Here is an 11,883-nt window from a genome sequence, read left to right as displayed (position 1 = left end):
TCGTTGCTAGTAGGTTTTCGTCTGGATGGTGGCGACCTGCTCCATGCTCAGCACCTGGAAGAGGGCATTCACCACCTGGCTGACGTTGCGCAGGATCACCTGCTTGCCCTGCCCCTTGAGGGCGGCGAAGGCATTGTAGAGCATGCCGGCGGCCACGAAATCGACCCGGCGCAGCGCGTCGCAGTCGAGGACGATCAAGTCATGGTCGCGGGCGAAGGCGAGGATTTCCTGGACGACTTCGCCGATGGAGCGCTCATCCAGATCCCCTTCGAGCACCAGGTCGCCGCACGCCGGCGCGCTCTCTCGCTCCGCCTCCGGCTGCGTCGCCGTCTCACAGCCGACGCGCTCCGGCTCGGACATCCAGACCGGCGGAATCGCCTCGAAGGTTTCGGCAAACGCGAGCACCAGCGCTTCGGCCCGGTCCAACTGGCCGGCGGCGGTGCGCCACACGATCTCCAGCTCCCACAGCGCCCGGTCGTCCGCCGCAGCGGACCTCGCCCGCTCGATCGCGCTCAGGGCGAGGTCGAGACGACGCCACTGAAACCGCACCCCCTTGTCGATGAGCTTTTTCATCAGGGCAAGAAAGAGCGCCGCGCCGGCCGGTTCGATCAGGCGCAGGCGCGAGGCATCGAGACGCAACGAGCCGCTGACTTTCGCCAGCCGCAGCGCCTTGTCCTGCAGCGAAGACATCGCTGCGGCATCGAGCCGCTCGGGCAGGAGCAGCAACGGCGGCCCGGCCTGGATCCGTTCTTCCGCCGGGGCGAGCGCCGGCGGGGAGCAGTCGAAGCGCAGCGCGTAAGCGAGCGCCGCCTCCTCGAAGCGGCGCCGCTCGCCGCGCGCGCGCAGCATGTCGAACAAGACCCACCAGGCCTCTTTCGGCGCGGCGTTGTCGGCAAGGAAGCGCTCGAGCGTGGCGATGGCCGCCTCTTCGTCGCCCCGAGCCCAGTACATGGCCACCTCTTGAACCGGGTCTCGCCCCAGGAAGAGATCCTCGACGGCGAGCGCCGTGGCCGCTAGCGCGTCCTCTTCGAAGGCAAACGGATCGTCGGGCTCGTGCTCCATCACCACACTCCCCATCGTATGGGCGTTTGCCAGTCTACCCCAAATCCCGGTATCCCGCTGCGTCGAACTCGGCAAGGGATGCGCTATAATGGCCCGGCCATGGACGCCTCCGCCCCTGCCGAGTCCCACGCGATCGAACTCCGCGTCTATTACGAAGACACCGATTGCGCCGGCCTCGTCTATTATGCCAATTATCTTCGCTTTTGCGAGCGCGGCCGCACCGAGCTGCTGCGCGGGCTAGGATTTTCGCAAAACGAACTGATGCGCGAGCACGGCATCGGCTTCGTGGTGCACCGGTTGCAGGCGCATTACCGGCATCCGGCGCGGCTCGACGACCTGCTGCGGCTGGAGACGCGCGCCGTCTCGGCCACGCGCACCACCGTCGTCTTCGCCCAGCGCCTGCTGCGCGGCGATCTGCCGCTCTTCGACGCCGAAGTCACCGTGGCCTGCGTCGATCTGCAGCGCGGCCGACCGGTCGCCCTTCCCGCCGCCGTGCGCGCACGGCTCTTCCTTTCCTGACCCCCATCCTTTCGCCGACCATGAACGTCACCACCGATCTGTCGTTTACCCATCTGGTCCTGCAGGCGAGCGTGCCGGTCCAGCTCATCATGCTGATCCTCGCGCTGCTGTCGGTCATGTCGTGGTACTGGATCTTCCGCAAGATCTTCCAGATCCGCGACGCGCGCCGGCGCACCGACGCCTTCGAGGCGAGCTTCTGGCAGGGCAGCGATCTGGAAACGCTCGCCCGGCTCACCGAGTCGCGCCTGCAGCACGCCGGCCCCATGGAGATGGTCTTTCTCGCCGCCTGGCGCGAGTTCCTGCGCCAGCGCAGCCGTTCGCTCGACTCGGCCGCCGCGCTCGAGAGCGTGCGCCGCGCCATGCGCGCCGCCTACCAGCGCGAAATGGACGAACTGGAGGCGCATCTGGCTTTCCTCGCCTCCACCGGGTCGGTGGCGCCCTACATCGGGCTGCTCGGCACCGTCTGGGGGATCATGAACTCCTTCCGCGGCCTGGCGAACATGACTTCGGCCACGCTGTCGCACGTCGCTCCGGGCATCGCGGAGGCGCTCATCGCCACGGCGATCGGCCTTTTCGCCGCCATTCCCGCGGCCGTGGCCTACAACCACTTCACCCACGACATCGAGCGCCTGTCGGTGCGCATCGAGACCTTCATGGAAGAGCTGACGAACCTGCTGCAACGGCAGCTGCGCTGAGGCCGGAGGCATCCCATGGCCAAACGCAAGCTGATGAACCAGATGAACGTCGTGCCCTACATCGACGTGATGCTGGTGCTGCTGGTGATCTTCATGGTCACCGCCCCCATGATCCAGCTGGGCAACGTGGAGCTGCCCACGGTGGGCAACCTGCCCTCGCCGCCGTCGGAAGCGGCGATCGTGATCGTGCACGCCGACGGTAGCCTCGCGCTCAAGCCCAACCCCGCCGCGCCCGAGAAGAACGTCGATGCGCTCACGCTGCTGCGCGAGCTGCAGGCGCTCAAGGCGAAAGACCCGAACCTCGCCGTCGTCGTGGCGGGCGATCGGCGCGCCACCTACGAGAAAATCATGGACACGCTCGATCGGCTGCGCAATGAAGGCTACACCCGCATCAGCCTGCAGACGAGCAGTACGCGCAAGTCTCCGGCGGGTGGCGCCACCGCGCCCTGAGGCTTCCGATGGCAGAACCTCTCCTCCGCTCGCCCGTGCGTCCGCCGCGCCGCCCCGAGCAGGGCAAGCTGCTCGCCGCGGTCCTCGCGCTGGGCATGCACGCGCTGCTCCTCGCCCTCATCGCCTTCTCGGTGCAATGGAAGGTCGGGGAGCCCTCACCCTTGCTCGTCGACCTCGTGGCCGCGCCGCAGGCCGCCCGCACACAGCTCGCCAAGAATCCGGAGCCCGCGCCAGGCCCGCAGCCGGCTCCCAAGCCCGAGCCTGAACCCAAGCCGGAACCCGCCCCACCCAAGCCCGAACCTCGCCCCGAGCCGCCCAAGCCGCAGCCGGAACCGAAACCCGAGCCGAAACCGGAACCTCCCAAGCCGGCGCCTCCGCCCAAGCCCGAGCCGCCCAAGCCCGAACCCAAGCCTTCCGCCCCGGACAAACCCGACATCGCCCTCAAGGAAGAGGCGAAAAAACCCGAACCCAAGAAAGAGCCGCCCAAGGAAGAGGCGAAGAAAGAGCCACCCAAGCCGGAAAAAGAGCCACCCAAACCCGAACCGAAGAAACCCGAGCCGAAGAAAGAACCGCCGCTCGACGATTTCACCAAGCTCGCCGAGGCGCGCCTGCGGCAGCAGACCACCAACCCCGCCACGCCCGCGAAGGCGCCAAGCAGCGCTTCTGCCCCTGCGGCCGGCGGCGCCCCCAGCGGCCCCTCCGAGCAGGCCCGTGCCACCTACATCGACCAGATCCGCGCCAAGGTACGCGGCAACATCGTCGTCCCTCCGGGTGTGCAAGGGAACCCGGAAGCGGTATTCATCGTCGACCAGCTGCCGGACGGGACGGTCGTCAATGTCCGCCTCGTGCAATCCTCCGGCAACGCGGCGCTCGACGCCGCGCTCGAGCGCGCGATCCGACGCTCCAGCCCCTTGCCTTTGCCCGAAGACAAGCGGCTCTTCGAGCGCACCCTCACCCTCAAACTGCGGCCGCTCGCGCAATGAGCATGGGAATGCGTTGCCACCAAAGAAAATTTGTGCAAAACTTCACACTTTCCACCACCAGCGTGATCGCGATGCACGGCCTCGCCCATCGAGCCTTCCATCGGTTCCTTCCTTTCATGGTGGCGCTCGCCGCCTTGGCCGCGCTTCCCGCGCGGGCCCAGCTCACCGTCGAAATCACCGGCGCCGGCGGCCGTCTCATTCCCGTGGCCATCCCCTATCTGGCCGGCGAAGAGTCGCTGCCCGCCCCCATTTCCCAGATCGTGAGCCAGGATCTCGCCAAGAGCGGCATCTTCCAGCTCGTCGACGTCGGCATGATGCGCCTGCCCGAGGACCAGATTCCCGATTACGCCAACCTCGCCCAGCGCGGGGCCGATGCCGTGCTCGCCGGCACCGCCACGCCGGTCGGCGCAGGTCAATATGAAGTCAGGGTGCGCGTGTTCGACACCCGTCGCCAGGCCGACCTCGGCGGCATCCTCTACCGTTTCACCCCTTCGCAGACGCGCGCCACCGCGCACCGCATCGCCGACTTCGTGTATGAAAAACTCACCGGCGTGCCCGGCTATTTCGCCTCACGGCTCGCCTACGTGGTGAAGCAGGGCAGCCGCTACGAACTGCGCATCAGCGAGGCCGACGGCAGCAATTCCGTGCCGGCACTCATCTCGCAGGAACCCATCATTTCTCCGGCATGGAGTCCCGACGGTACCAAGGTGGCCTACGTCTCGTTCGAGGCGAAGAAACCCGTGGTCTACGTCCACGAGCTCGCCAGCGGCCAGCGCCGCGCCGTGGCGAACTTCAAAGGCTCCAACTCGGCGCCGGCCTTCTCCCCCGACGGCCAGAACCTCGCCGTAGCCCTCACGCGCGATGGCATCTCGCAGATCTACCTCGTCCCCGTTTCCGGCGGGGCCCCGGTGCGCCTGTCGCGCAGCAGCGCCATCGACACCGAACCGGTCTTTTCGCCCGATGGCCGCTACCTCTATTTCACGTCCGACCGCGGTGGCTCGCCCCAGATCTACCGCATGCCGGCGAGCGGCGGCGCGGCCGAGCGCGTCACCTTCGAAGGCGAATACAACGTCAGCCCCGACGTCTCGTCCGACGGCAAGCTGCTCACCTTCGTCACGCGCAACCAAGGGCGTTACCAGGTGGCGCTGCTCGACCTGCAGACGCGACAGCAGCTCATTCTTTCCGATTCGTCGCGCGACGAATCGCCTTCGTTCGCGCCCAACGGACGCATGATCGTCTATGCTTCAGAATCTGGCGGAAGAGGCTCCCTCTTCGCCGTCTCGACCGATGGCAAAGTCCGTCTGCGCCTCTCGGCCGAGGGGGCCGACGTGCGGGAACCGGCCTGGGGGCCGTTGCCGCGCTAAGCCCGTTTTTGTTCGTTCGTCTCCCACCCATCCATAGGAACATGAACCAAATGCACATGAAAAAGCTGCTCACCCCTGCCGTGCTCTGCCTTGGGCTCATCCTCTCTGCCTGTTCCTCGACCGGCTCGGTCGAGGAAGGCGCGGGCAAGGTCGAAGACCGCAACGCCGGCGCCGTGAAAACGGTCACGCCGCCGAGCTCGCGCAGCCAAGCGCTGGCCGCCCTGCGCGACCCCAATAGCCCCCTGTCCAAGCGCAACATCTACTTCGACTTCGACAGCTACGTCGTCAAGCCGGAATTCCAGTCGCTGGTGCAGACCCACGGCCGCTTCCTGGCGCAGAACCCCGATCTCAAAGTCCTGATCCAGGGTAATGCCGACGAACGCGGCAGCCGCGAATACAACCTGGCGCTCGGCCAGAAACGGGCCGAGGCGGTCAAAAACGCCCTCGTGACCTTCGGGGCGCGTGAAGATCAGGTGGAAGCCGTGAGCCTGGGCGAAGAAAAGCCCGTCTGCACCGAGAAGACCGAAGAGTGCTACGCGCAGAACCGCCGCGCCGACATCCTCTATTCGGGTGAATTCTGACGGAGCCTCGCGCGATGCCCAAGCCCTTCTCCTGGCGTACGGGGGTGCTGCTCGCCGCAGCCGCGCTGAGCCAGCCGGCTTTCGCCCTCTTCGCCGACGACGAGGCGCGCCAGGGCGTCGCCGACCTCCGCTTGCAGGTGCAGACGCTCAACGAGCGCGTCGATGCGATGGCGCGCTCGCAGCTGAGCCAAAGCAACGACATGGAGCGACTGCAGGAGGACGTGCGCCGGCTCACCGGACGCATCGAAGAGCTGCAGTACAAGCTGGATCAGCTAGAGAAGCGGCAGAAGGATTTCTACCTCGATCTCGATGCCCGGCTCAATGCGCTGAGCAGCGGTGGTGCCGCCGCGTCTGCCCCCTCGCAGGCCGCGGCACCGTCCGCGACGGCTCCCGCTGCGCCTGCGCCGGCGTCCGCCCCGGCAGGTAATGCCAAGGCGGAGTTCGATGCGGCGCTCGCCAAGCTCCAGGCGCGCGATGCGAAGAATGCGTTGGCGGCCTTCGAGACCTTCCTGCGCCAGTATCCCAACGACGCCCAGGTGCCGGCGGCGCATTTCTGGGCCGGGACGGCGGCGCTGCAGCTCAAGCAGTACGAGACGGCGCGGCGCCATTTCGCCCGGGTGGTCTACGACACGCCCAAGCACGAGCTCGCGCCCGACGCCATGCTGGGCCTGGCGAACGCCCTGCAGGGCATGGGCGACGAAGTCGGCGCCACCGACATGCTCAAGCGCCTGGTCGAACGCTATCCCAACACCCCGGCGGGCCAGGTCGCCCGCCAACGCCTGGGGCGATGAAGTCGCAGGAGCTGCTGCGGGTCAGCGAGATCTTCGCCTCCCTGCAGGGGGAATCGACGACGGTGGGGGTGCCCACCGTCTTCGTTCGCCTCACCGGCTGCCCCTTGCGCTGCCGCTGGTGCGACACGACGTACGCCTTTCGTGGCGGCGAACGCCTCACGATCGACGAGATCCTCGCCCGGGTCTCGGACCTGGGCTTGCCCGAAGTGTGTGTCACCGGCGGCGAGCCGCTGGCACAAGCGGCCTGCCGCGACCTGCTCACGGCGCTCGCCGACGCCGGCCATCGCGTCTCGCTGGAGACGAGTGGGGCGCTCTCCATCGCGGGGCTCGACCCTCGCGTGCGCTGCGTGATGGATCTCAAGGCGCCGGGCTCGGGCGAAGCCGACAAGAACCTGTGGGACAACCTCGACCACCTGCGCCCGCACGACGAGGTGAAGTTCGTGCTCGCCGGGCGCGCCGACTACGACTGGGCCAAGGACGTCCTGGAGCGGCACGGTCTGGCCCGCCGCGCCACGGTGCTCTTCTCGCCAGTGGCCGGGGAACTGGCGCCCTCGACGCTCGCCGACTGGATCGTGGCCGACCGCCTGCCGGTGCGATTCCAACTGCAGCTGCACAAGATTCTGTGGGGCGACGCGCGCGGCAAGTGAAGCACCGTCGCGTCCCTCTCTTTGCGTAAGGATTCCCGCGATGAAGGACGTCTCCTCTCGAAACGCCGTGGTGCTGCTCTCCGGCGGGCTCGATTCGAGCACGGTGCTGGCGATCGCCCGCGCCGAAGGCTACCGTCCCTATGCCCTGTCGGTGGCCTACGGCCAGCGGCACGATGCGGAACTCGCGGCCGCGGCGCGCGTGGCCCGGGCACTGGGCGCCGTCGAACATCGCGTCGCCCGCGTCGATCTGGGCGTTTTTGGCGGCTCGGCGCTCACGGACGAAGCGATCGCCGTGCCCGAGACGCCGACCGAGGGCATCCCTGTCACCTACGTGCCGGCGCGCAACACGGTGCTCTTGTCGGTGGCGCTCGCCTGGGCCGAGGTGTTGGGGGCCCGCGATCTCTTCATCGGAGTCAATGCCGTCGACTATTCCGGCTATCCCGACTGCCGGCCGGAATTCATCGCCGCCTTCGAGGCGCTGGCCAACGTCGCCACCAAGGCCGGGGTGGAAGGCGCGCGTTTCCGCGTCCACGCGCCGCTCATGCACCTGTCCAAAGCCGAGATCATCCGCCGGGGGCTGGAACTGGGCGTGGATTATGCGCTTACCGTCTCCTGCTATCAGGCGGACGAGGAAGGGCGCGCCTGCGGCCGCTGCGACGCCTGTCGGCTCCGCGCCCAGGGGTTCGCCGCAGCGGGCGTGCCCGATCCCACCCGCTACCGCTAGCGCCCGGCTCCTGCTTGGCAAAAGCGCGGCGATCGGCGTAGGATTATCCTCGATACGCACACGGCCTTTCGCGCAATGCCCCCTCCCCCTGCCCTGCCGGAACTGCCTGTTTCCAGCCTCGTCGGCCCCGGCGACCGGCGCCGGCTCGACCTGCTGCTCGCCGGGCTCGACCTGCTCGATCAGGCGATCGCCGTGTTCGACGCCACGCCCAAGCTGGTGGCCTGGAACCGCGCCATGCAGCGCCTGCTCGACTTCCCCGAAGACCTGGTCCATGAAGGCACGCCTTTCGAAGCCTTCGCCCGCTTCAACGCCGAGCGCGGCGAATACGGCGAGGGCGACATCGAGCGTCTGGTGGCCGAACGGGTGATGGCCGCGCGTGCCTTCCAGCCGCACTACTTCGAACGCGAGCGCCCCAACGGCCGCATTCTGGCGGTGCGCGGCGTGCCCATCCCCAACCTCGGATTCGTGTCGCTGTGGACCGACATCACCGAGCAGCGCCGCTACGAGCGGCTCATCGAGGAACAGAACCAGACGCTGGAAGCCCGGGTGGTCGAGCGCACGGCGGCGCTCGCGCAAGCCAACGAAGAACTGCGCGCCGCCCAGCGTGAGCTCGACCAGACCGCCGAGGCGCTGCGCCGCTCGGAAGAGCGCCTGCGCCTCATCCTCGATTCCATTCCGGCGATGGTGGCCTATCTGGACGCCGGCGAGCGCTACCGCTTCGCCAACCGGGTCTATGCCCGCTGGTTCGGCCTCGAACAGGACGAGATCGTCGGGCGCACCGTGGCCGAGATCACCGGCCCCGACACCTATGCCCAGATCGCAGCGTCGCTGGCGCGCGCCCACGCCGGTGAGACCGTCAGCTACGAATACGCCCGCCGCAACGCCCGGGGTCGGCCGGTCCACGCCCGTAGCACCGTGGTGCCGGAGCGCGACGGGCAGGGCACGGTCGTGGGCTTCTTCGTGCTCTCGATCGACATCACCGAGCAGAAGGCGCACCAGAACGCGCTCATCCAGGCGCAGAAGATGGAGGCGATCGGACAGCTCACGGGGGGGCTCGCGCACGACTTCAACAACCTGCTCACCACCCTCATTGGCAACCTCGAAGGGCTCAAGCGCTACCTGGGCGATTCAAGCGCCGTGCGCGAATATCTCGAACCGGCGCTCGCGGCGAGCACGCGCGGCGTGGCCCTCATCCGGCGGCTGCTCACCTTCGCGCGTTCGCAGCCCCTCGCGCCGCAGGCGGTCGAGGTAGGCGAACTGGTGCGCTCCATGAGCGTGATCCTCGAACGCACGCTGGGCGAGACCATCGCCATCGTGCTCGACCTGCCCGAGACGCCGCTCCACGCCTATGCCGACGCGCATCAGCTCGAGAGCGCGCTCCTCAACCTCGCCCTGAACGCGCGCGATGCCATGCTCGAGCGCGGCGGGACCCTCACGATTCGCGTCCGCCCGGACACGACGGACGACGCGGGGCAGTGCGTGCGTTTCGAGGTCGCCGACACGGGCTGCGGCATCGCCGCCGAGCAGATTTCCCATGTCTTCGAGCCGTTCTATACCACCAAGCCCTTCGGCCGCGGCAGCGGTCTGGGGCTGGCGATGGTCTATGGTTTCGTGCGCCAGTCGGGCGGCGACATCCGGGTGCACAGCGAGCCCGGCCGCGGGACCACTTTCTCCTTCACGCTGCCGCAGGCCCCGGCAGCGGAGGGTGCCCGAGGAACGGACGAGGCGCAAGACGATGAAGCACCCCCCTCGATTCCCCGCATGGTGCTGCTGGTGGAAGACGAACTGCCGGTGCGCCACGTCCTGCGCCAGCAGCTCATGGCGCTGGGACACACCGTGCTCGAGGCGGCCAACGCGCACGAGGCGCTGGAGCTGCTCGAGCACGTCGAGGAGATCGAGCTGCTCGTCACCGATGCGGTCATGCCGGGCGAACTCGACGGCCGCAGCCTCATCGCCCGCGCCCGTGCGCTGCGCCCGACCCTGCCCGCCGTGCTGGTGACGGGCTATGCCCACGACGAAGGCCCGCCGGTGGATGCCTACGTATTCCTGCCCAAACCCTGTACCCAGACCCAACTCGCCCAGGCGCTCGCCGCCGCGCAGCGTCTCAGAGCCGGAACGACCCGATGAATACCGCCGAGCCTCGCCTCCTCGTCGTCGAAGACGATCCCGACGTCGCCCGTCTCATCTGCCGCAGCCTGGGCGAATTCGGCTTTGCCTGCGACGTGGCCGCGAGCGGCCGCGCCGCGCTCGACGCCGTGCGCACCCGCACGCCGGAACTGACGATCGTCGATCTGGGGCTGCCGGACATGGACGGCCTGGCGTTGATCGCCGAGATGCAGCGCCTGCACCCCTGCGCCGTGCTCATCCTCACCGGCCGCGCGGGCGTGGCCGATCGCGTGCTGGGGCTGGAGCTGGGGGCGGATGACTATCTCATCAAACCCTTCGAGCCGCGCGAGCTGGTGGCCCGGGTGCGCTCCATCCTGCGCCGCTACCAGAAGACCGCCGCCCCGACCCCTGCATCGCAAGAGGGCTGCGCGCATTTCGCCGGCTGGCGCTATGACCCGGCAAGCCACACCCTCACCGATCCGCAAGGCGGCAGCACGCGGCTCTCCACCGCCGAAGCGCAGCTGCTGATGCTCTTCCTCGCCCATCCCAACCGCATCCTCTCGCGCGAACGCCTGGTAGGGGACCGCCCCGTCGAATCGTACGACCGCAGCATCGACGTGCGCATCTCGCGTCTGCGGCGCAAGCTGCGCGACGATCCGCACGACCCGCGCCTCATCAAGACGGTCTATGGCGCGGGCTACCTCTTCGCTGCTCCCGTGCGCTGGGAGTAAAATTCCTGCCCATCCCTACCGCACGAGACCATCCCATGAACGATTCCTCCCGCCCGTTCCGTATCCTCGGCATCCAGCAGATCGCGCTGGGCGCGCTCGACAAGACGCGGCTTGCCCGCCTGTGGGTCGAGCTCTTCGGCCTGCCGGTGACCGGCACCTTCCGCTCCGAGCGCGAGAACGTGGATGAAGACATCGTCGCCCTGGGCGCGGGCCCCTTCAAGGTCGAGGTCGACCTGATGCAGCCGCTCGATCCGGAGAAGAAACCGGCGGTGCACGCCACCCCGCTCAACCACGTCGGCCTGTGGGTCGACGACCTGCCCAAGGCGGTGGAATGGCTCTCGGCGCATGGCGTGCGTTTCGCCCCCGGCGGCATCCGCCGCGGCGCGGCCGGCTACGACATTTGCTTCATCCACCCCAAAGGCAACGACGAATTCCCGGTGAGCGGCGAAGGCGTGCTCATCGAGCTCGTCCAGGCCCCGCCGGAAGTGATTGAGGCGTACGCGACGATCGCCGCCGCGGCGCGCTGATTTTTCGCCCAGAAAAAAGCCGGCCTCTCGGGGCCGGCTTTTCTTTACCTTTGCAGGGAAGGAGGATCACTCGAATTCGAGGATCACCTCGTCCACCGCCAGGCTCGCGCCCGGCTTGGCGACGATCTTCTTCACCTTGCCGTCCTGCTCGGCGCGCAGGATAGAAGGATATTTTCTGGACAAAGATATCAGGTCCCGGACGATTCTGTAGCATTTTTAATGCAAATTTCATGTTTTTGACTTCGTTGGAACTCGCTTTGCTCGTTTTCCGCGTACCATCTTTTCATGGCTCCGATGGGTGAGACATGCCCCAGAGCCTCCTGGGGGATGTGGTGATTGTACAGCCAGACGTAGCGCTGAATCGTCGCCTCCTGCGCTTTGCGGCTGTCGAAGCGATGGGTGGCAAGCACCTCGCTGATGCGTCCGTTGAAGCGCTCGCCCCTGCCGTTCGTTTGCGGACGGCGAGGTTTGGTCAACCGATGCTCGATGTCGAGCGCCTGGTACGGTTCATCGAAGGTGAGGATCGTACGCAGACGAAAGAGGCTGCATCAATGAGCGAACACAAGAAGCTCGGGGTCTTCAGCGTCGGCGACGTCGAATGGCATCCTCCGACACCCTGAGTTCCCGGGCAAGGCGGCGCACCAGCAGACTCGATTTGGATGGTGCGCAGGGCCGCAGGGGTCGTGGTGGCGTTCTTGTGCAG

14 protein-coding genes and 1 pseudogene are annotated in these 11,883 nt (G+C 67.6%); 12 read left to right on the top strand and 3 right to left on the bottom strand.

The genetic code is table 11. From position 1 onward, the window contains the following. Window positions 1-6: 6 nt before the first annotated feature. On the bottom strand, window positions 7-1,062 hold the full coding sequence (locus OA56_RS00085; protein WP_461583057.1) for an STAS domain-containing protein: 1,056 nt from the start codon (window positions 1,060-1,062) through the stop codon (window positions 7-9). Between the two features lie 99 nt (window positions 1,063-1,161). On the opposite strand from OA56_RS00085, the gene ybgC reads away from it, so the two are divergent. From ybgC to OA56_RS00025, 12 genes are all read left to right on the top strand, one after another. After that, window positions 1,162-1,581 (top strand): tol-pal system-associated acyl-CoA thioesterase, encoded by a 420-nt coding sequence (ybgC, locus tag OA56_RS00080; protein WP_088178242.1) that lies wholly within the window; start codon window positions 1,162-1,164, stop codon window positions 1,579-1,581. A gap of 20 nt (window positions 1,582-1,601) precedes the next feature. Continuing rightward, window positions 1,602-2,276 carry a protein TolQ gene (gene tolQ / locus OA56_RS00075; protein ID WP_461583056.1) on the top strand — a complete coding sequence of 225 codons (675 nt, stop codon included), beginning with the start codon at window positions 1,602-1,604 and terminating at the stop codon, window positions 2,274-2,276. Between the two features lie 15 nt (window positions 2,277-2,291). Beyond that, a complete protein-coding gene (locus tag OA56_RS00070; protein WP_055422417.1) occupies window positions 2,292-2,726 on the top strand; it encodes an ExbD/TolR family protein in 435 nt (144 codons plus the stop codon). A gap of 8 nt (window positions 2,727-2,734) precedes the next feature. Continuing rightward, entirely contained in the window at window positions 2,735-3,709 is a 975-nt protein-coding gene (locus OA56_RS00065) for an energy transducer TonB (protein ID WP_461583055.1), read from the top strand. Between the two features lie 71 nt (window positions 3,710-3,780). Next, the gene (tolB, locus tag OA56_RS00060) at window positions 3,781-5,073 is read left to right on the top strand and encodes a Tol-Pal system beta propeller repeat protein TolB (RefSeq protein WP_055422715.1); all 1,293 of its coding nucleotides are present in this window, start codon (window positions 3,781-3,783) and stop codon (window positions 5,071-5,073) included. A gap of 56 nt (window positions 5,074-5,129) precedes the next feature. After that, window positions 5,130-5,654 carry a peptidoglycan-associated lipoprotein Pal gene (gene pal, locus OA56_RS00055; RefSeq protein WP_461583106.1) on the top strand — a complete coding sequence of 175 codons (525 nt, stop codon included), beginning with the start codon at window positions 5,130-5,132 and terminating at the stop codon, window positions 5,652-5,654. Window positions 5,655-5,668: 14 nt separating this feature from the next. Continuing rightward, window positions 5,669-6,445: a tol-pal system protein YbgF gene (gene ybgF / locus OA56_RS00050; RefSeq protein ID WP_055422415.1), complete on the top strand. Its 777-nt coding sequence runs from the start codon at window positions 5,669-5,671 to the stop codon at window positions 6,443-6,445. Then, the gene (gene queE / locus OA56_RS00045) at window positions 6,442-7,092 is read left to right on the top strand and encodes a 7-carboxy-7-deazaguanine synthase QueE (protein WP_461583054.1); all 651 of its coding nucleotides are present in this window, start codon (window positions 6,442-6,444) and stop codon (window positions 7,090-7,092) included. Before ybgF ends, queE begins: the two co-directional genes overlap by 4 nt. 40 nt (window positions 7,093-7,132) lie before the next feature. Next, window positions 7,133-7,816: a 7-cyano-7-deazaguanine synthase QueC gene (gene queC / locus OA56_RS00040; RefSeq protein WP_055422413.1), complete on the top strand. Its 684-nt coding sequence runs from the start codon at window positions 7,133-7,135 to the stop codon at window positions 7,814-7,816. 75 nt (window positions 7,817-7,891) lie between these two features. Continuing rightward, window positions 7,892-9,943, top strand: coding sequence for a hybrid sensor histidine kinase/response regulator (locus OA56_RS00035; protein ID WP_461583053.1), 2,052 nt, complete (start codon window positions 7,892-7,894; stop codon window positions 9,941-9,943). After that, window positions 9,940-10,653: a response regulator transcription factor gene (locus OA56_RS00030; RefSeq protein ID WP_055422411.1), complete on the top strand. Its 714-nt coding sequence runs from the start codon at window positions 9,940-9,942 to the stop codon at window positions 10,651-10,653. Before OA56_RS00035 ends, OA56_RS00030 begins: the two co-directional genes overlap by 4 nt. Before the next feature lie 35 nt (window positions 10,654-10,688). Beyond that, complete coding sequence (locus tag OA56_RS00025) at window positions 10,689-11,180, top strand: VOC family protein (protein ID WP_055422410.1); 492 nt, start codon at window positions 10,689-10,691, stop codon at window positions 11,178-11,180. A gap of 66 nt (window positions 11,181-11,246) precedes the next feature. Here the strand turns inward: OA56_RS00025 and OA56_RS00020 are convergent, their stop codons facing one another. Together OA56_RS00020 and OA56_RS00015 are read right to left on the bottom strand one after the other, a co-directional pair. Continuing rightward, window positions 11,247-11,363, bottom strand: coding sequence for a biotin/lipoyl attachment domain-containing protein (locus tag OA56_RS00020; RefSeq protein WP_461583108.1), 117 nt, complete (start codon window positions 11,361-11,363; stop codon window positions 11,247-11,249). A gap of 5 nt (window positions 11,364-11,368) precedes the next feature. Then, window positions 11,369-11,695: pseudogene (locus OA56_RS00015) on the bottom strand (integrase core domain-containing protein); the annotation flags it as partial. Window positions 11,696-11,883: the final 188 nt, after the last annotated feature.

This window comes from Tepidiphilus sp. HLB4, from assembly GCF_054823945.1.
Note: the sequence above shows the minus strand (reverse complement) of the source record. Positions and strands in the feature narration are given on the sequence as shown.

What these genes read in the sequence shown, in the direction of transcription:
- OA56_RS00085 (WP_461583057.1), bottom strand. Translation starts at nt 1,062, where the DNA reads ATGGAGCACGAGCCCGACGATCCGTTTGCCTTCGAAGAGGACGCGCTA.
- ybgC (WP_088178242.1), top strand. Translation starts at nt 1,162, where the DNA reads ATGGACGCCTCCGCCCCTGCCGAGTCCCACGCGATCGAACTCCGCGTC.
- tolQ (WP_461583056.1), top strand. Translation starts at nt 1,602, where the DNA reads ATGAACGTCACCACCGATCTGTCGTTTACCCATCTGGTCCTGCAGGCG.
- OA56_RS00070 (WP_055422417.1), top strand. Translation starts at nt 2,292, where the DNA reads ATGGCCAAACGCAAGCTGATGAACCAGATGAACGTCGTGCCCTACATC.
- OA56_RS00065 (WP_461583055.1), top strand. Translation starts at nt 2,735, where the DNA reads ATGGCAGAACCTCTCCTCCGCTCGCCCGTGCGTCCGCCGCGCCGCCCC.
- tolB (WP_055422715.1), top strand. Translation starts at nt 3,781, where the DNA reads ATGCACGGCCTCGCCCATCGAGCCTTCCATCGGTTCCTTCCTTTCATG.
- pal (WP_461583106.1), top strand. Translation starts at nt 5,130, where the DNA reads ATGAAAAAGCTGCTCACCCCTGCCGTGCTCTGCCTTGGGCTCATCCTC.
- ybgF (WP_055422415.1), top strand. Translation starts at nt 5,669, where the DNA reads ATGCCCAAGCCCTTCTCCTGGCGTACGGGGGTGCTGCTCGCCGCAGCC.
- queE (WP_461583054.1), top strand. Translation starts at nt 6,442, where the DNA reads ATGAAGTCGCAGGAGCTGCTGCGGGTCAGCGAGATCTTCGCCTCCCTG.
- queC (WP_055422413.1), top strand. Translation starts at nt 7,133, where the DNA reads ATGAAGGACGTCTCCTCTCGAAACGCCGTGGTGCTGCTCTCCGGCGGG.
- OA56_RS00035 (WP_461583053.1), top strand. Translation starts at nt 7,892, where the DNA reads ATGCCCCCTCCCCCTGCCCTGCCGGAACTGCCTGTTTCCAGCCTCGTC.
- OA56_RS00030 (WP_055422411.1), top strand. Translation starts at nt 9,940, where the DNA reads ATGAATACCGCCGAGCCTCGCCTCCTCGTCGTCGAAGACGATCCCGAC.
- OA56_RS00025 (WP_055422410.1), top strand. Translation starts at nt 10,689, where the DNA reads ATGAACGATTCCTCCCGCCCGTTCCGTATCCTCGGCATCCAGCAGATC.